The organism is Rhizobium sp. R635 (assembly GCF_002211285.1).
Lineage (GTDB): Bacteria > Pseudomonadota > Alphaproteobacteria > Rhizobiales > Rhizobiaceae > Rhizobium.
Window position 1 is genome coordinate 264,673 of the sequence record NZ_LOKX01000033.1, and the last position, 17,812, is coordinate 282,484.

18 protein-coding genes are annotated in these 17,812 nt (G+C 62.6%); 8 read left to right on the top strand and 10 right to left on the bottom strand.

All coding sequences use genetic code 11. The features are described 5' to 3' along the window. Positions 1-20: 20 nt before the first annotated feature. From ATY78_RS22660 to dapD, 3 genes are all read right to left on the bottom strand, one after another. Positions 21-617 (bottom strand): hypothetical protein, encoded by a 597-nt coding sequence (locus ATY78_RS22660; RefSeq protein WP_088684535.1) that lies wholly within the window; start codon positions 615-617, stop codon positions 21-23. Further along, entirely contained in the window at positions 604-1,797 is a 1,194-nt protein-coding gene (gene dapE / locus ATY78_RS22665) for a succinyl-diaminopimelate desuccinylase (RefSeq protein WP_088684536.1), read from the bottom strand. The genes ATY78_RS22660 and dapE overlap by 14 nt, the downstream gene beginning before the upstream one ends. Positions 1,798-1,898: 101 nt before the next feature. Then, complete coding sequence (dapD, locus tag ATY78_RS22670) at positions 1,899-2,759, bottom strand: 2,3,4,5-tetrahydropyridine-2,6-dicarboxylate N-succinyltransferase (RefSeq protein ID WP_088684537.1); 861 nt, start codon at positions 2,757-2,759, stop codon at positions 1,899-1,901. 192 nt (positions 2,760-2,951) lie between these two features. Here dapD and ATY78_RS22675 point away from each other — a divergent pair, with 192 nt between their 5' ends. Then, on the top strand, positions 2,952-3,818 hold the full coding sequence (locus ATY78_RS22675; protein ID WP_088684538.1) for an LOG family protein: 867 nt from the start codon (positions 2,952-2,954) through the stop codon (positions 3,816-3,818). 89 nt (positions 3,819-3,907) lie between these two features. On the opposite strand, the gene ATY78_RS22680 is transcribed toward ATY78_RS22675, so the two are convergent. Beyond that, the gene (locus ATY78_RS22680; protein WP_088684539.1) at positions 3,908-4,534 is read right to left on the bottom strand and encodes an EF-hand domain-containing protein; all 627 of its coding nucleotides are present in this window, start codon (positions 4,532-4,534) and stop codon (positions 3,908-3,910) included. Positions 4,535-4,643: 109 nt separating this feature from the next. Next, positions 4,644-5,351 (bottom strand): pyrimidine 5'-nucleotidase, encoded by a 708-nt coding sequence (locus ATY78_RS22685; RefSeq protein ID WP_088684540.1) that lies wholly within the window; start codon positions 5,349-5,351, stop codon positions 4,644-4,646. 102 nt (positions 5,352-5,453) lie between these two features. Between ATY78_RS22685 and ATY78_RS22690 the strand changes: the two genes are divergently transcribed. Further along, positions 5,454-6,527, top strand: a complete 1,074-nt coding sequence (locus ATY78_RS22690; RefSeq protein ID WP_088684541.1) for a trifunctional transcriptional activator/DNA repair protein Ada/methylated-DNA--[protein]-cysteine S-methyltransferase — start codon at positions 5,454-5,456, stop codon at positions 6,525-6,527. Beyond that, positions 6,524-7,294, top strand: coding sequence for an isocitrate lyase/phosphoenolpyruvate mutase family protein (locus ATY78_RS22695; protein ID WP_088684542.1), 771 nt, complete (start codon positions 6,524-6,526; stop codon positions 7,292-7,294). The genes ATY78_RS22690 and ATY78_RS22695 overlap by 4 nt, the downstream gene beginning before the upstream one ends. A gap of 56 nt (positions 7,295-7,350) precedes the next feature. On the opposite strand, the gene argB is transcribed toward ATY78_RS22695, so the two are convergent. Next, positions 7,351-8,238, bottom strand: coding sequence for an acetylglutamate kinase (gene argB, locus ATY78_RS22700; protein ID WP_088684543.1), 888 nt, complete (start codon positions 8,236-8,238; stop codon positions 7,351-7,353). Positions 8,239-8,382: 144 nt separating this feature from the next. Here argB and ATY78_RS22705 point away from each other — a divergent pair, with 144 nt between their 5' ends. The 3 genes from ATY78_RS22705 (at position 8,383) to ATY78_RS22715 (ending at position 10,400) form a co-directional block, all read left to right on the top strand. Then, on the top strand, positions 8,383-8,922 hold the full coding sequence (locus tag ATY78_RS22705) for a sigma-70 family RNA polymerase sigma factor (RefSeq protein WP_088684544.1): 540 nt from the start codon (positions 8,383-8,385) through the stop codon (positions 8,920-8,922). Beyond that, positions 8,919-9,638 (top strand): anti-sigma factor, encoded by a 720-nt coding sequence (locus ATY78_RS22710; RefSeq protein WP_088684545.1) that lies wholly within the window; start codon positions 8,919-8,921, stop codon positions 9,636-9,638. Before ATY78_RS22705 ends, ATY78_RS22710 begins: the two co-directional genes overlap by 4 nt. A 207-nt stretch (positions 9,639-9,845) precedes the next feature. After that, positions 9,846-10,400, top strand: a complete 555-nt coding sequence (locus ATY78_RS22715; RefSeq protein ID WP_088684546.1) for a fasciclin domain-containing protein — start codon at positions 9,846-9,848, stop codon at positions 10,398-10,400. 46 nt (positions 10,401-10,446) lie between these two features. Here the strand turns inward: ATY78_RS22715 and yihA are convergent, their stop codons facing one another. From yihA to rpmH, 4 genes are all read right to left on the bottom strand, one after another. After that, a complete protein-coding gene (yihA, locus tag ATY78_RS22720) occupies positions 10,447-11,100 on the bottom strand; it encodes a ribosome biogenesis GTP-binding protein YihA/YsxC (RefSeq protein WP_088684547.1) in 654 nt (217 codons plus the stop codon). A gap of 131 nt (positions 11,101-11,231) precedes the next feature. Beyond that, positions 11,232-13,040 (bottom strand): membrane protein insertase YidC, encoded by a 1,809-nt coding sequence (gene yidC, locus ATY78_RS22725; protein ID WP_088684548.1) that lies wholly within the window; start codon positions 13,038-13,040, stop codon positions 11,232-11,234. Continuing rightward, entirely contained in the window at positions 13,040-13,441 is a 402-nt protein-coding gene (rnpA, locus tag ATY78_RS22730; RefSeq protein WP_088684549.1) for a ribonuclease P protein component, read from the bottom strand. Before rnpA ends, yidC begins: the two co-directional genes overlap by 1 nt. Positions 13,442-13,462: 21 nt before the next feature. Beyond that, positions 13,463-13,597 carry a 50S ribosomal protein L34 gene (gene rpmH, locus ATY78_RS22735; RefSeq protein WP_008524438.1) on the bottom strand — a complete coding sequence of 45 codons (135 nt, stop codon included), beginning with the start codon at positions 13,595-13,597 and terminating at the stop codon, positions 13,463-13,465. 431 nt (positions 13,598-14,028) lie between these two features. Between rpmH and ATY78_RS22740 the strand changes: the two genes are divergently transcribed. Together ATY78_RS22740 and ATY78_RS22745 are read left to right on the top strand one after the other, a co-directional pair. Continuing rightward, positions 14,029-16,023: a methyl-accepting chemotaxis protein gene (locus ATY78_RS22740; RefSeq protein WP_088684550.1), complete on the top strand. Its 1,995-nt coding sequence runs from the start codon at positions 14,029-14,031 to the stop codon at positions 16,021-16,023. 154 nt (positions 16,024-16,177) lie between these two features. Then, complete coding sequence (locus ATY78_RS22745) at positions 16,178-17,698, top strand: HAMP domain-containing sensor histidine kinase (RefSeq protein WP_088684551.1); 1,521 nt, start codon at positions 16,178-16,180, stop codon at positions 17,696-17,698. Positions 17,699-17,812: the final 114 nt, after the last annotated feature.

The following is a 17,812-nucleotide window of genomic DNA, read 5'->3' on the forward strand; positions in this document are numbered from 1 at the left end:
GCCTCCGCCGCGGAGGCGGATCAGGCGGGATAGATGCCGAGGAAGTGCTGGAGATATTCCGAGAGGATCATCGGTGGCACGAGCAGCACCAGTGTCAGTGCGCCGACCATCAGCGCGTGGCCGTAACAGATCATCCGCAGAATGCGCGCCAGCACGAAGACCTGCGCCAGCATGCAGGCGAGCAGCAGCAGCGACACCAGGCCGACGGTTCCAGGCAGGAAGAAGACCAGCGCCAGCAGCAGCCCGTTGATATAGGAAAGCGGCACGCCGAGCCAGTTGACGCTGACGACGAGGGGCGCGAAGCGCTCGCCCATGCGGAAGGCAAGCAGAAGCAGCCCGGCAAAGACCAGCGGCACGAACCAGTTGGCGATTTCGACGAGGCTGAGCCTGATATAGAAGGCGAAGTCGACATCGGTTTCCGGCGGCATCGTCCGCAGGAAGACCTGCCGCCACCAGAGCCAGGAAATGCCCATCGGCGGCAGGCACCAGGCCATTGCCCAGAACGAGCGGTTGACGCCGCGATCCGACAGGTCGAGGAAGCGGAAGCCGCGCGGATCCAGCCGGATCAGCAGCCAGAGGCCCGCCAGATAATATTGGACTTCCCTAAGACCCGGCATTGGCGAACCAGCGTGCGATGAAGGTCTCGTAGATCGCCGTCAGCGTTTCCAGATCCGCGACGGCGACACGCTCGTCGACCATGTGCATCGTCTGGCCGACGAGGCCGAATTCGACGACCGGGCAGTAATCCTTGATGAAGCGCGCATCCGACGTGCCGCCGGTGGTCGAAAGCTTGGGCGACCGGCCGGTCACGTTCTCGACGGCAGAAGACAGCGAGGCAATCAGCGCATTGTTGCGCGTGAGGAAGACATGGCTCGGCCGGTCGGCCCAGGCGATGTCGTACTTCACGGGCTCCCGGCCCGCCCGCAATGCGCCGTCGCGCGCGGCGGCGTCGAGGCGGCGCAGGATCTCGGCGCGCAGCGTTTCAACGGTCCAGCTGTCGTTGAAGCGGATGTTGAAGCTTGCCGATGCCTTCGCCGGAATGACGTTGGTCGCGGGATTGCCGACATCGATGGTGGTCACCTCGAGGTTCGACGGCTGGAAATCGTCGGTGCCGCCGTCAAAGGGCGGGTCCATCAGCGCTTGCGTCAGCTGCAGGATGCCGCGCACCGGATTGTCGGCGAGATGCGGATAGGCCGCGTGGCCCTGCACGCCATGCACGGTAATCTTGCCCGACAGCGAGCCGCGCCGGCCGATCTTGATCATGTCGCCGAGACTGTCCGGATTGGTCGGCTCGCCGACGAGGCAGGCATCCCAGCGCTCACCGCGCTCGGCCGCCCATTGCAGGAGCTTGATCGTGCCGTTGATCGCCGGGCCTTCCTCGTCGCCGGTGATGAGGAAGGAAACCGAGCCTGCGGGCGGCCCGTTCTTTTCGATATGGCGGGCGACGGCGGCGACGAAACAGGCGATGCCGCCCTTCATGTCGACGGCGCCGCGGCCGAAGAGCTCGCCCTTTGCAATCTCGGCGGCGAAAGGCGGATGCGTCCAGGCGGCCTCGTCGCCGACGGGCACGACATCGGTATGGCCGGCAAACATCAGGTGGGGGCCGTCGCCGCCGAGGCGGGCATAGAGGTTCTCGATATCGGGCGTTCCCGCTTCGCTCGCTTTCACTTTGTCGGTTTTGAAGCCGAGCGGCGCAAGCATCGCCTCCAGCGCCGTCAGCGCGCCGCCTTCGGCGGGCGTCACGGAGGGGCAGCGAATCAGTGTCTGGAGATTGGCGACGGGATCGGTAGCGGTCATGGCGGTCGAACTATCCGGCGGGAATGGCAAAGACATGGCAAGGCGGGGCCGCCTCACGTAAAAAGACGCCGCCTGTTTACCGGATCAATGTCCAGCTGTCATCAATCCCGGAGCAGCTCGTTGATACCGGTCTTGGAACGGGTCTGCTCATCGACGCGCTTGACGATGACGGCGCAATAGAGATGCGGGGCCGGCTTGCCGTTGCCCATGGTCGCATTGCCCGACGGGATCGAGCCCGCGACGACGACGGAGTAGGGCGGCACTTCGCCATAGGTCACTTCGCCCGTGGCGCGGTCGACGATCTTGGTCGACTTGCCGATATAGACGCCCATGCCGAGCACGGAGCCCTCACGGATGATGCAGCCCTCGACCACTTCGGAGCGGGCGCCGATGAAGCAATTGTCCTCGATGATCGTCGGGCCGGCCTGCATCGGTTCCAGCACGCCGCCGATGCCGACGCCGCCGGACAGATGCACATGCTTGCCGATCTGCGCGCAGGAGCCGACCGTTGCCCAGGTGTCGACCATCGTGCCCTCGCCGACATAGGCGCCGAGGTTGACGAAGGACGGCATAAGGATCGCATTCGGCGCGATATAGGCCGAGCGGCGCACGACGCAGTTCGGCACGGCGCGGAAGCCCGCGGCGCGGAACTGGTTCTCGCCCCAATTCTCGAATTTCGAAGGCACCTTGTCCCACCAGGTTGAATTGCCCGAGCCGCCCTTGACCACCTCCATGTCGTTGAGGCGGAAGGACAGCAGCACGGCCTTCTTCAGCCACTGGTTGACCGTCCAGGCGCCATCGGCGCCGCGCGTCGCCACACGGACCTTGCCGGCGTCGAGCAGGTCGAGCGCCGCCTCGACCGCATCGCGGACCTCGCCCTTCGTCGACGTGTTCACATTGTCGCGATTGTCGAAGGCGGCTTCGATGGTCTTTTCGAGGGATGCGAGGTCGGTGGCGCTCATGAGAATTCCTTAAACTTCGATCTTTATCGTGGAGACGGCAAGGTCTCCGGAATTGCGATTGGCGGGATTGGGTCCTGCTCTACAGCATGCGTCCGTAGAATGGAATGATTTTTCGGGCAAGTTCACCTGGATTCAAGGCGTTATAGCGACATATCCGGTCTCACGGCCGGCAATACTGAAAGGCATTTCGATATGGCGAAGGGACGAAACGGCGGTTCTAGGCGCAAGGATGGCGTATGGGATCCGCTGAAGAGCAGCTCGACCGACAGACAGCGCGCCGAAGCCGTGCCGAAGACGCCGCAGACGATGTCTCCGGCTTATCGCCTTGCCTATGTCGACGAGGATTTCCTCTGCCGCGAGGAGCTGCGGCCGATCCGCCTGCAGCTGGAACTGCTGAAGACGGAGATGATGCTGACCGAACGCGGCATCAGGTCGACCGTCGTCATGTTCGGCGGCGCCCGCATTCCCGCCCCTGGCCAGAGCGCCTGGGCGGCGCGCAACGATATCCAGCGCGCCAATCTGGAGGCTGCGTCCGTCTATTATGACGAGGCGCGCAAATTCGCCCGGCTCTGCTCGAAATATGCGGCGACTTTCGGTTTCCAGGAATATGTCATCGTCACCGGCGGCGGCCCCGGCGTGATGGAGGCCGGCAATCGCGGTGCGACCGACGAGGGGGCTCCGTCCATCGGCCTCAACATCGTGCTGCCGCACGAGCAGGCGCCGAACGCCTACGTGACGCCGGAACTCAGCTTCAACTTTCACTATTTCGCCATCCGCAAGATGCATTTCATGGTGCGCGCCAAGGCGATCGCGGTCTTTCCCGGCGGCTTCGGAACGCTCGACGAATTCTTCGAATGCCTGACGCTGATCCAGACCGGGCGTATGGAGCGCTTGCCGCTGATCCTCTTCGGCGAAGCGTTCTGGAAGAGCATCATCAATTTCGATGCATTGGCCGAATTCGGCACGATCGCGCCCGACGACGTCAAGCTGATCAGTTTCGTGGAGACGGCCGAAGCGGCGTGGAAGATCGTGCAGGATTTCTACGAACGCCGCGAGTAAGGCCTGGGTGCAGCATTTCGGCGTGTGAGGCTTGAGGATCTCGTTCCCCGCCGGAGCGGGGAAGAGCGGAGGCAATGGTTCGTCCGGCCTTACAGGAACGGCCGGTCCGGCATGTCGTCGATCGAGATGACGCCGTCCTTGTTGCGGTCCATCCGTGCAAACAGCTTGTCCATGGCGGTTTCGGCTTCCTGTTTGGAAATCTGGCCGTTCTCATCGGTGTCGATCCGGTGCAACATGATCGAGGCATTCATGATGTTGCCGCCATGGCGCATCCAGTGATGCCCGCCGCGACCATCATGATCATCGCGGGGCGACCGCCCCTGATCGCTGTTGTCAGATGTCTCGGGCGCTGCATTCAGATCGCTGTTTTCGCCGGCATTCTGCTTGCGCTGGTCGCGCATCGCCTTCATCTCAGCCTGCCGATACTGACGGATTTCGCCTGGCGTGAGCGACCCGTCATTGTTGGTGTCGATCGCGGCGAAGATCTTGTCGACTCCCTCCGTCGCCTCGTCCTTGGAAACCTTGCCGTCCTTGTTCGTGTCGAACTGCTTCAGCATGCGGACATAGGTGATGTCGAGGAAGGCGTCGCGGCCCGGACCGCCCTTGCCGGCATGGTGGCGCGGCCCGTCTCCGGGGGCGGCGAAGCTTGCTCCGGCCGCAGCGCCGAAAACGAGGGCGGAGGAAAGTGCTGCCAGTATCAGCTTATTGCGGTACATCGTATTTCCCTTTCGTAAGGTGTCCCCTCACGAAAGAAGATATGAAAGCGGTGCCGGAAGACCCAGTTAAACATCTGTAAGCTGGGTGAAACTTTCGTAAGGTGAGCCGTCAGCGGCCAACCTTGCCGAGGAAGGCGGCGAGATCGTCTGTGACGAAGTCGATGTGATCTTCCTCACCGCTGGTTTTTTCCCACCATTCGACGACCGTTTCTTCCAGATTGCGCGGCACGAGCAGTACGGTCTGCATGCCGAGCGCTTTCGGCACGGTCAGATTGCGCGGCAGATCCTCGAACATCGCCGCCTTGCTCGTTTCGACGCGTTTCAGCGCCGTAAACTTGTCATAGGTCGCCTGCGCCGGTTTCGGCACGTAGTCGGCGGCGACGATATCGAAGATGTCGTCGAAATGCTCGAGGATGCCGAGCGCGCCTGCCGTCATCTCGGCATGCTTGACGCTGCCGTTGGTAAAGATGAACTTGCGCCCCGGCAGCGCCTTGATCGCCTCGCCGAGTTCCGGCTGCGGCGTCAGCGCCGAATAGTCGATCGCATGCGCCTTTTCGAGGAAGTCGTTCGGATCGATGCCATGATGGATCATCAGGCCCTGCAGCGTCGTGCCGTGGTCGAGATAATACTGCTTCTGCAGCTTGCGCGCTTCCTCCCGCTCCATCTGCAAGAGCGCCGCGACATAGGCGGTCATGTTCTTGTCGATCTGCGCGAAGAGATTGACGTGATGGGGATAGAGCGTGTTGTCGAGGTCGAACACCCAATCGGTGACGTGTTCGAAATCGGCTCTTTCAGGCGTACGGTCGATCTTTGTCATGGCGCCCTTATGGCACAGGCACGACCGTAGGGAAATCGACAAGAAAAAATAGACGCCCGATTTTCGGCGGACGCGGCAGGCGCGCGGTGCTAGAAAGTCGGCATGCTTTTCGAACGCCCCGATGATGATACGCTCTATGATGCCCTGATCGCGCGCAGCGCCGATTACGAGGGCCAGGCCTATGTCTGCGTGAAGACGACAGGCATCTTCTGCCGTCTGACCTGCCCGGCGCGCAAGCCGAAGCGGGAAAACACGATCTTTTTTGATACGGTCGCCGCCTGCATGCATTCCGGCTTTCGCCCGTGCCGGCGCTGCAGGCCGCTTGAGCAGCCGGGCAGGGAACCCGTCGTAGACGAGTTGCTGGCGCGGCTCGACAGCGAGCCTGATATCCGCTGGACCGAGGAGGAACTCGTCCGCAGAGGTCATGATCCCTCGACCGTGCGGCGAGCCTTCAAGCGGGCACTCGGCATGACCTTCCATGACATCGTCCGTTACCGGCGTCTCGGTGAGGCTGCCCGGCAGCTGGCGGATGGCGCGCGCGTCATCGATGCGCAGATCGAGGCCGGCTACGAATCTCCGAGCGGTTTTCGGGCTGCTTTTCAGCGGCTCGTCGGCAAGGCGCCGGCGCTGTCGCAGAACCGCGAACTGCTCTTTGCCGACTGGTTCGACACGCCGCTCGGCCCGATGGTCGCGGTCGCCGACCGGGCACATCTGCATCTTCTCGAATTTCATGACCGTAAGGCGCTGCCGACCGAGCTCGAAGCGCTGCAGAAGCGTGTCCGTTCCTCGGTCGCGATCGGCCGCACGCCTGTCATCGACCAGATCGAGACGGAGATCCGGGATTATTTCGAAGGCCGGCTCACCGTCTTCAAAACGCCGCTGGCGCTTGGCGGCACGCCTTTCGAGAAGCATGTCTGGGCAAAGCTCATGGATATTCCCGCCGGTCAGACGCGCGCCTATGGCGATCTGGCAAGGGAGATGGAGAGGCCGGAGGTCGTGCGTGCCGTCGGCCGCGCCAACGGCGCAAACCAGCTCGCCATCATCGTGCCTTGCCATCGCATCCTTGGAGCCGATGGCTCTTTGACCGGCTATGGCGGCGGGCTCTGGCGCAAGCAATGGCTGCTGCGGCATGAAGAGAAGATCAACGCGCAGGCAAAGATGGAGGAGAGTGCATGAACCAGAATGAAAAAGCCAAGGCATTCCACGCATTGCACCGGAAGGGCGATCCGATCGTCCTCTATAATATCTGGGATGCGGGCACGGCGAAGGCCGTTGCCGATGCCGGGGCCAAGGCGCTTGCGACGGGGAGCTGGTCGGTTGCGGCAGCCCAGGGTTATGCCGATGGCGAGAAGCTGCCGATGCCGGCGCTGGTCGAGACGGTGAAATCCATCACCAATGTCATCGATCTCCCGCTTTCGGTCGATTTCGAAGGGGCTTATTCGGCGGAGCCCGCAGGTGCCGCGGCCAATGTTGCCAAGCTGGTGGAGGTCGGCGCGATCGGCATCAATTTCGAGGATCGGGTCGTCGACGGCAGCGGGCTCCATCCGGTCGAACGGCAGGCGGCCCGCATCCGCGCCATTCGCGAGATGGCGGAAGGAAAGGACATTCCATTCTTCATCAACGCCCGCACCGACCTCTTCCTTGCCGAGAGCGATCTCTCCAAACATGCCGGCCTGGTGGACGAAGCGATCGAGCGGGGCCGGGCCTATGCGGAGGCCGGCGGCAGCGGCTTCTTCGTTCCGGGCTTGATCGATCCCGCATTGATCGAAAAGATCTGCGCGGCATCGCCGCTGCCCGTCAATATCATGATGAGGTCGGGCGCCCCCGATGTGAAAACGCTGGAAAAGCTTGGCGTCGGCCGCGTCAGCTATGGTCCGGGGCCGTACCGGTCGATGATGGAAAAGCTGAAGCAGGAGGCTGCGGCGGTCTATAGCCAGCTTTGAGGCCGCGCCCGCAAAGTAGATGCGCCCTTCCTATCGGTGAAGGGCGCAGCCTTTGATCAGGGAACGATCAGTGTGCCGATGCCGTGCTCGGTGAAGATTTCGAGCAGGACGGAATGGGCGGTCTTGCCGTTCAGGATGACGACGCCCTGGACGCCGGCCCTGATCGCATCGATGCAGGTTTCGACCTTGGGAATCATGCCGCCCGAGATGGTGCCGTCGGCGATCAGCGCATGCGCTTCGGCGACCGAGAGTTCCTTGATGAGCTGGCCGTTCTTATCGAGAACGCCGGGCACATCCGTCAGGAACAGCAGACGCGTGGCGTTCAGCGCACCGGCAATGGCGCCGGCAAAGGTATCGGCGTTGATATTGTAGGTCGCGCCGTCGCGGCCCGGCGCCACCGGCGCGATGACCGGAATCATCTCCGATCGGGCGAGAAGGTCGAGCAGCGTGCGGTCGACTTCGACCACTTCGCCGACGAAGCCGAGATCGAGCACGCGCTCGATGTTCGAATCCGGATCCTTCACGGTCTTGCGCGCCTTTTCGGCGAAGACCATGTTGCCGTCCTTGCCGCAAAGGCCGATCGCCCATTCGCCGGTCTGGTTGATGAGCGCGACGATCTCCTTGTTGATCGAGCCCGCGAGCACCATCTCGACGATCTCGACCGTCTTCTGATCGGTGACGCGAAGCCCGCCCTCGAATTTCGATTCGATGCCCATCTTGTTCAGCATGGCGCCGATCTGCGGCCCGCCGCCATGAACGACGATCGGGTTGACGCCCGACTGCTTCAGCAGCGCGATGTCGCTGGCAAAAGCCTTGCCGAGCTCGGGATTGCCCATGGCGTGGCCGCCATATTTCACGACGATCGTCTTGTTTTCATAGCGCTGCATGAAGGGCAGCGCCTGTGCGAGAAGACGTGCCTGGATTTCGCTTTCGGACTCGTTCATGGGGACCCCGCAGAATTGATCGCGGCCTTTTATCCCAAGTTTCTGACAGAGGGAATAATCCAGCACGCAATAGTTTTTCGTATGTGGCGCTGAACCGGAGCACTTCGCTCTCCGGCTCGCTGTGAGCACGATATGAGGAACGGCATGCAAGGCAATGAGATCGCAGACCTGATCGGCCGCGTCGCGCTCGGCGACCGCAGGGCCTTCGTTGCCCTCTATAACCAGACCGGACCGAAACTTTTCGCGATCTGCCTGCGTATCTTGAATGATCGCCCGGAGGCCGAGGAAGCCCTGCAGGAAGTCTATATCAGCATCTGGCAGCGGGCGGCGAGCTTCTCGGCGGCTTCGGGTTCGCCCTCCGTCTGGCTCGCGGCGATTGCACGCAATCGCGCGATCGACGTGCTGCGGGCGCGCAAGCCGATCGCCGACGAACTGGACAGCGCCTACGATCTTGCCGATGCCGCACCCGACCCGGAAAGACAGACAGCCATAAAGGATGAAGGAAGGCGGATTGACACCTGCATGGAAGAGTTGGAAGCTGATCGGGCGGTCGCGGTGAAACGGGCTTATGTCGAAGGGCTGAGCTATCAGGAACTGGCCGATCAGTTTGGTGTTCCGCTGAACACGATGCGGACCTGGCTCAGGCGCAGCCTCTTGAAACTGAGAGAGTGCATGGAACGATGACATCGCCCGACAAAAGCAAGGGAAACCGCTCCCGTGACGAGGTTCTCGCCGGCGAATATGTGCTCGGCGTCCTGTCGCTCCCGGATCGCCGGGTGGTGGAAGAGCGGATGCGTCACGATCGGACCTTCGCTGCGATCGTCAGCCGCTGGGAAACCAACCTCTCCGCCTTCAACGACGAATATGAGGGCGTCGCCCCGAGCCGCGAGACCTTCAAGCAGATCGAGGCGCGCCTTTTCGGCGAGGGCGAAAAGAACCCTTCCTTTTCGCAAGGGCTCTGGAATTCCGCCGTCTTCTGGCGCTCGCTGGCCTTCGCCTGCATCGTCGTCGCTGTCAGCGCCGTCATCTTCGCCTCCGGCGTTGTGCCGCAGCCGGAGGGACCGACGCCTCTGGTGGCGGAGCTTTCGGGCGAAAACAACGCGATCAATCTGCGCGCCGCCTACGAAACCCAGAGCGGCCGGCTGAAGATCGTGCCGGTCGCTGCCGGCAAGCCGGAGGAGAAATCGCTGGAGCTCTGGCTGTTGCAGGGCAGCGGCATGCCGAAATCGCTCGGCATCTTCCAGCCGGGCGCAGGTGGAGAGCTCGTCATTCCGGCCGAACTGCGCGGTCGGATAGCCGACGGCGCCACTCTTGCCGTCAGCCTCGAACCCTTCGGCGGCTCTCCGACGGGACAGGCGACCGGCCCTGTCATCGCAAGCGGTAAAGTGCGCCGCCCATAAATCATTTCTCCCTCTGAAACTCTTCTGCGCGGACCTCCGTAGTTCGTAATGTCCGGACGACGCTGAGGCATGAAGCCGGCGGATGGTCCCGGCCTGCATAATTCCTTAAATCGGAAATCGATTTAAGGACAAATTATGCAGCAACTCAAAGTGTTGCAGCGTCCTTTGCGCGTCTGAAAGACGCGCGGCGCTGCACGGGAGAAAATCATGATCAAGTCCGTATTGCGCGGCTTCGCGCTCGCCACCGCTCTGTCGGCTGTTGCCTTTGCTGCCGCGAAAAACCCGATGGTCGGCGGCGCGGCGATGTTCGACAGCAAGAACATCATCGAAAACGCCATGAATTCCAAGGATCACACGACGCTGGTCGCAGCCGTCAAGGCCGCCGGCCTGGTCGGCACGCTCGAGGGCAAAGGCCCCTTCACCGTGTTTGCGCCGACGAATGAAGCCTTCGCCGCCCTGCCGAAAGGCACGGTCGACACGCTGCTGAAACCGGAAAACAAGGCCACGCTCACCAAGGTGCTGACCTGCCATGTCGTTGCGGCCGATGCGATGGCCAAGACCGTGGCCAAGATGATCAAGGATGACGGCGGCGAGCACGACATCAAGACCGTCGGGGGCTGCGTGCTGAAAGCCAGGGAAAACATGGGCAAGATCACGCTGACCGATGAAAACGGCGATGTTGCCCATGTGACGATCGCCGACGTCAAGCAGTCGAACGGCGTCATCCACGTCGTCGACAAGGTGCTGCTGCCGAAGATGTAAACCTTCGCGTATCGGCAGGTGCAGGGGCGCTCTTCGGGCGCCCCTTTTATTTCCAGTGGGCGATACCGACGGTTTCGGCGATCGCCTGGCGCAGATCATCCAACCCGTCGCCCTTTTCGGACGAGGTGGACAGCACCGCGGGATAGGCGGCGGGGCGCTTGCGGATCTTGTCCGCCGTTTCGGCAAGCAGCTTCGGCACGGCCGGCGCCTTGATCTTGTCCGTCTTGGTCAGCACAACCTGATAGGAGACGGCGGCCTTGTCGAGCAGGGTCAGCACGTCCTCGTCGTTCTTCTTGATACCGTGGCGGCTGTCGATCAGCACATAGACGCGCTTCAGCGTCGCGCGGCCGCGCAGATAATCGAAGACGAGCTTGGTCCACTTATCGACCTGCTCCTTCGGCGCCTGCGCATAACCATAGCCCGGCATGTCGACGATCGCCATCGGCGGCAGGTCGCTGCCCTCGCCGGAATAGCCGTCCGGAACGAAATAATTGAGTTCCTGCGTGCGCCCCGGCGTGTTCGAGGTGCGCGCAAGGCCCTTCTGCCCGACCAGTGCGTTGATCAGCGACGATTTGCCGACATTCGAGCGCCCGGCAAAGGCCACTTCCAACGGCCCTTCCGGCGGGAGGAAGTTGAGCGACGGTACGCCGCGGATGAAGATCCAGGGGTGGCCGAAGAGCGGCTTTTCGGTTTCGGGCATGCGGGGCTCAGCAATCCTCGGGTTCGATTTCCTACCGGGCTTCGTGGTTTTGCAGGCAGATGTCAAGCTTCGGGAGCCGTTTGCGGACTGGCTGAAAACGAAAAGCCCCGCCGGAGCGGGGCTTAGGAGCGTCATTTCGATGGCGCCGCCTTTCGTCGGAAGAGGCCCTTCAGATTGTCGAAGAGTTCAACCTTGACGCCGTGGCGCTTCATGATCACCGACTGCTGCAGCACCGAGAGCGTGTTGTTCCAGGCCCAGTAGATGACGAGGCCGGCCGGGAAGCTTGCCAGCATGAAGGTGAACACCAGCGGCATCCAGTTGAAGATCATCGCCTGCGTCGGATCGGGCGGCGTCGGGTTCATGCGCATTTGCACGAACATGGTAATGCCCATGACCAGCGGCCAGACACCGAGATGCAGGATGGTCGGCGCCTCGAAGGGCAGCAGGCCGAACAGATTGACGATCGTCGTCGGATCGGGCGCCGAAAGGTCCTGGATCCAGCCGAAGAACGGCGCATGCCGCATCTCGATGGTGATGTAGATCACCTTGTAGAGCGAGAAGAAGATCGGGATCTGCAGCGCCACCGGCCAGCAGCCGGCGATCGGGTTGATCTTCTCTTCCTTGTAAAGCTGCATCATCGCCTGCTGCAGCCCCATGCGGTCGTCGCCGAATTTCGCCTTCAGCTCCTCCATCTTCGGCTGCATGCGCTTCATGTTCGCCATAGAGGCATACTGCTTGCTGGCGAGCGGGAAGAACAACAGCTTGACGACGATGGTGGTGCACAGGATCGCCACGCCGAAATTACCGAAGTAGCGGAAGAAGAAGTCCATCAGCTTGAACATCGGCTTGGTGATGAAATAGAACCAGCCCCAGTCGATCAGCCGGTCGAACTTCGGGATCGAATAGGAAGCCTCGTAGCCGTCGATGACGGGCACTTCCTTGGCGCCGGCGAAGACGAGGTTCTTCAGTTCGATCGATTGGCCGGGCGCAACGGTGAAGGCGTCGTCCTTGTAGTCGGCCTGATAGCGCGGCTGACCGTCGGCGAAATGCGAGAAGTGCGCTTCATAAGCGGAACTCTGCGGCGGAACGATCGTCGCGGCCCAGTATTTGTCGGTGATGCCGAGCCAGCCGCCGGTGGACTTTGCAGGGGCCACGGCTTCCTTTTCGACGGCGCTGTATTTGGTTTCGATGAGGCCGTCGTCGCCGATGACGCCGATGAAGCCTTCATGCAGAACGTAGACCGACGGCGTCGTCGGCTTGTTGTAGCGCGTCACGCGGCCGTAGGAGGAGAGCGAGGCGGCGGCCTGTCCGGTGTTCTCGATCTTGTCGGCGACGCTGAACATGTAGCGGTCGTCGACGGAGATGGTCCGGGTAAACGTCAGGCCCTTGTCGTTGGTGTAGGACAGCGTCACCGGCGTCTTTTCGGTGAGCTTGGCGCCCTCGGGCGCCGTCCAGAGCGTCGTGGGGCCGGGAACGGCGCCTGTCGCCTCGCTGCCGATATAGCCGAGTTCGGTGAAATAGCCGTCCTTGGTTTCCGCCGGGCTGAACAGTGTGATGATCGGGCTCGAGTCGTCGACGGTCTCGTGATAGCCCTTGAGCTTCAGGTCGTCGAGGCGGGCGCCGGCAAGGTTGATCGAGCCGGAAAGCGCGGGCGTATCGATGGCAATGCGCGGCGTTTTTGCGAGCGCCTGCTCGAGCGTCGCCGTCGCGACCGCCTGGCCGGAAGGTGCCTGGCCGGAAGGTGCTGCACCGCTCGTCTGGGCCGGCGCCTGGCCGCCTGCGGCGGGCTGCTGAGCCTGCTCGGTCTGCTGCTGCGCCTTCTGGGCTTCCTGTGCCTTCCGCTGGGCCTCGATGCGCGGATTCATGTAAAGAAACTGCCAGCCGAGGACGATCAGCACCGAGAGAGCGATCGCAATGAAGTAATTGCGGTTGTTTTCCATCATACGTTCCTGGGGCGTCCGTCTCCGGAGCGCCGGTGTTTCGGCCTGGTTTCCACGCGGGATTTCAGTTCCGCGGCCAATTCTTTGAAGGACGCCTCAAGCACGTCCCTGCGCGCGACAACCACATAGTCGTGTCCGGGCTGCATTGCAAACCCTGCATGAAGCCGCACCGCCTCTTTCAGGCGCCGCCGCATGCGGTTCCGTTCGACCGCGTTGCCGTGTTTTTTGGTGACTGTAAAACCGACGCGCGCCTGGCTGTCGGGTTCCCTCCGGTCGAGGACTTCGAGGAGGAAGAGGCCGCCGCGGCGTTTTTCGCCTTCGCGCACGGCAAGAAACTGCGGGCGGCTCTTCAGCCGCCCGACAGTGTTTTTCTGTTCTTTGGTCGTCAATTCGCCCGCCATCTCTTCTCGGGCAACCCGGCCTTAGGCCGAGAGACGCTTGCGGCCCTGCGCGCGGCGGGCAGCGATGACCTTGCGGCCACCCTTCGTAGACATGCGCGCACGGAAGCCGTGGCGACGCTTGCGGACAAGCTTGGATGGTTGGTAGGTACGCTTCATTTATTTAAACACCGCGGAGTGCGGCCCTTCTTGAATTTGCATATGCAAGGAGCGTTGTTTTTCGAACGGGCGAGGTCATGAAAGACCTTGAATGACCGGACGTGCGGCGGCTTATACGGATGAAGCCTGGGAAAGTCAATTATACCAGCCGATTTCCCGCGGGCCGCCGGTCATGCCGCAATTTTTCGCACGCCGGTGTTAAGAAATGGCGGCGGCCCGAGATGGTTGCAGCCCTTGTTGCTCTTCCAGGTTTACCTCCTGCCGCCGCGCCATTTTGCCGGGTGAATGAGCGTCGGCAGGTGTCTGGATGGACGGAATTTCGTCGTCGCAATCGTAAACATTGAAGACAACTTTAATAAATTTAGCCGATGTTGGGCGCGTCGGCCGGAGATTTGCTTTCCGGGCCCGTGTCGGAGCTAGGGGGCATTGCATTGAAGATCCGCGCCAAAATCAATCTGCTGGTTTCCGTGATGGGCGCGGTGGCGCTTCTGATCGGCGCAACGGCATTGTCCGCCATGCACGAATACAGTCGCAATCTTACGGCCTACGAAGAGGCCGCCGCCCGGGCCTATGCCGGCGAGCGCCTCAACCGTTTCGTCACGGCCGTGGTCATGGAATCGCGCGGCATCTATGCGGCCAAGACGATCAAGGATACGCCGAACTTCGCCAAGGGCCTGATGGCCGGCCTCGACGAGATCGATAAGGTCATCGCGGGCTGGACGCCGCTCGTTCCCGACAGCGAGAAGGAGACTTTCGCCAAGCTCGTCGCCCGTGCGGCCGAATTCCGCACCTTCCGCACCGAAACGGCCCGCCTCGGCACCGAGGTCGGCCCCGAGGCAGCCAGCCAACAGGGCAATAACGACGCCAACCGCGCCAATCGCAAGGCATTTCAGGCCGAGATCGATGCGGTCGTTACCACCGACAAGGCAGCGCTCGAAGCCGTCAACGCCGAGATCGAGAGCTTCCGGTCTTGGATCCTGATGCTGGTCCTCAGCATCACCGGCATCGGCATCGCGGTCGGCATCGGCATGGGCTTTTATATCGGCACCAGCCATCTGAGCCGCCCGATCAAGCGCGTCACGCATGCGATCAAGGAGGTTGCGGACGGCAATTTCGAAGCTGACGTTCCTTTCGCCGGCCGCCAGGACGAAATCGGCGAGATGGCCGCGGCGGTTGCGGTCTTCAAGCAGAATGGCCTTGCCGTCAAGCGCTTGAACGCTCAGGAAGCCGCGATGCGCGCCAAGAGCGACGATCTGCAGTCCAGCATGTCCGTCGTCGTCGCTGCCGCTGCCGCAGGCGATTTCGGCCACCGCATCAGCAAGGATTACGAGGACGAGAACCTCAACCGGTTCGCCGGCAACATCAACACGCTGCTGTCGAGCGTCGATGCCGGCATCGGCGAGACCCGCCGTGTCATCGCAAGCCTTGCCGAAGGCGACCTCACCCAGACGATGAACGGCAGCTTCCAGGGCGCCTTCGCCGAGTTGCAGCAGAACGTCAACAATACCTTCGTGACGCTGCAGGCGACGATGCGTGAAGTGCGCGACACGACGGAAGCGATGAACGGCAATACGGCAGAGCTGCGCAATGCGAGCGACGACCTGTCGAAGCGTACCGAGCAGCAGGCTGCCGCCCTCGAAGAGACCTCGGCGGCCCTCGATGAGATCACCGCCGTCGTCCAGAATTCCACCGAGCGGGCGCATGAGGCGACAATCATGGTGTCCGAAGCCAAGGAGAATGCCGGCCGCTCCGGCGTCGTCGTGCGCAATGCCGTCGAGGCCATGGGCCGCATCGAGCAGGCCTCGCGCGAAATCAGCCAGATCATCAACGTCATCGACGAGATCGCCTTCCAGACCAACCTGCTGGCGCTCAACGCCGGCGTCGAGGCGGCGCGCGCCGGCGAGGCCGGCAAGGGCTTCGCGGTCGTGGCGCAGGAAGTGCGCGAGCTTGCCCAGCGTTCGGCGACTGCCGCCAAGGACATCAAGGCGCTGATCACCAAGTCGGGCGACGAAGTGCAGATCGGCGTCAAGCTCGTCCAGGCGACCGGCGAGGCGCTTTCGGAGATCGGTACCCGCGTCATCGCCATCAACGATCATATCCATTCGATCGCGACGGCCGCCCGCGAACAGTCGACCGGCCTCAAGGAAGTCAACACCGCCGTCAACCAGATGGACCAGGTCACGCAGCAAAACGCCGCGATGGTGGAGGAAACATCCGCCGCCACCCATAGGCTTTCGGCCGAAGCCAACGGGCTGGTGCACCTCATTGCGCGCTTCAAGCTGTCGAATGCGGCCGCACCCGTTACGCTTGCCCGCACCGAGGCGCACAAGCCCGTCGCTTCGCCCGCCCGCCGGGCGATCGGCAAGGTCGCCCGCGCCTTCGGCGGCAATGCCGCTGCGGCCGAACAGAGCTGGGAAGAATTCTGATCTCTTCGGAATATGTGTCGTTGAACGCCGCCTCCGGGCGGCGTTTTTTGTGACGACTTGCCGCTGCTCGCAAAGATTTGAAAGCGGAGCATCTTGGTCTAATATAGAGCTCCAACGGTAAGGGCGGCCGCGCCGCCGATCGGGCGAGACGAAAATGCCGGTTCAAGATCAGGGCGATAATCCTTCGGCGGAAATCCCGGCGGCCGGCGAGGCTGCCAAGGGGCGCTGCCCTTCCGCCGGTCTGTTCGGCGGATTGTCCGGCAAGCTGCTCTGGCTCACCGTCTTCTTCATCATGCTCGCCGAAATCCTGATCTTCTTTCCCTCGGTGGCCAGCATGCGTCTGCGCTGGCTGCAGGACAGGCTGAACACGGCCGCCGCAGCCGCCATCGTCATCGACGGGCTGCAGCCGATCGAGCTGCCGCGCGCCCTGCAGAAGGAGACGCTGGAAGCAACCGGCACGAAGGCGATCGTGCTGCGCAAGGACGGCACCTCGCGGCTGCTGGCGACGACGGATATGCCGACCTCGGTCGACGAAGCCTACGATCTGACCGACGTGCCGCCGCTGACGGCGATAGGCGATGCGCTCGATACGCTGATCTTCGGCGGCAACCGGTTGATCCGCGTCTACGGCCCCGTCGGCGAAACCAGCACCGGCGTCGAGGTGGTGATGAAGGAAAAGCCGCTGCGCAGGGCGATGTTCTACTATTCGCGCAACGTGCTGCTGCTGTCGGTGCTGATCTCGCTCTTCACGGCGACGCTGATCTTCTTTGCGATCAACCGCATCCTCATCGGCCCGATCCGCCGGCTGACCGGCAGCATGCAGCAATTCTCCTCCGATCCGGAAAATCCGGCCCATATCTATATCGGCGACGGCGGCCGCGACGAGCTGGCGGTCGCCGGCCGCAACCTCACCTCGATGCAGATGGAGCTGCAGAAGACGCTGAAGCAGCAGAAGAACCTCGCCGCTCTCGGGCTTGCTGTTTCCAAGATCAATCACGACATGCGCAATATCCTGGCGTCGGCGCAGCTGATGTCGGACCGGCTGGTCGATGTCGACGATCCGATGGTCAAGAGCTTCGCTCCGAAGCTGCTGCGCACCATCGACCGCGCCGTCGGTTACACGACCGAGGTGCTGTCCTACGGCAAGGCGAGCGAATCGGCGCCGCGCCGCCGCCACGTTCGTCTTCTGGAGCTGACCCAGGACGTCAAGGACATGCTCGCGATCGATCCGCAGAGCGGCATCGAATTCACGGAGCAGATCGGCGTCGACCTCGAGGTCGATGCCGACGGCGAGCAGCTTTTCCGCGTCATTCACAATCTCTGCCGCAACGCGCTGCAGGCGCTGACGTCGCCGGGCGAGGGCGGCCCGGGTTCCATCAGGCGCATCACCGTCGCCGCTCAGCGCGTCGGCAGCGTCGTCAGCATCACGGTTGATGATACCGGCCCCGGCATGCCGCTGAAGGCGCGCCAGAACCTCTTTGCCGCCTTCCGCGGCTCCGCCCGCTCCGGCGGCACCGGCCTCGGCCTCACCATCGCCCGCGAACTGGTGCTCGCCCATGGCGGCACGATCGCCCTTGTGGAAAAACCGACGGTCGGCACGCAGTTCCGCATCGAGATCCCCGATCGCCCGGTTTCGCTGGAGGATTACCGCAGCCGCGCCCACCTGGAAAAGTGAGACGGATTCGCAAGCCGCCGGCCGCTGGCAGACAAACACGCGATTTTTTCAGAAATGCTCTTGCAATGTCCGAAAGGACCCTTTAGAGAACCGCCCACGCAAGCGGCACGGCCG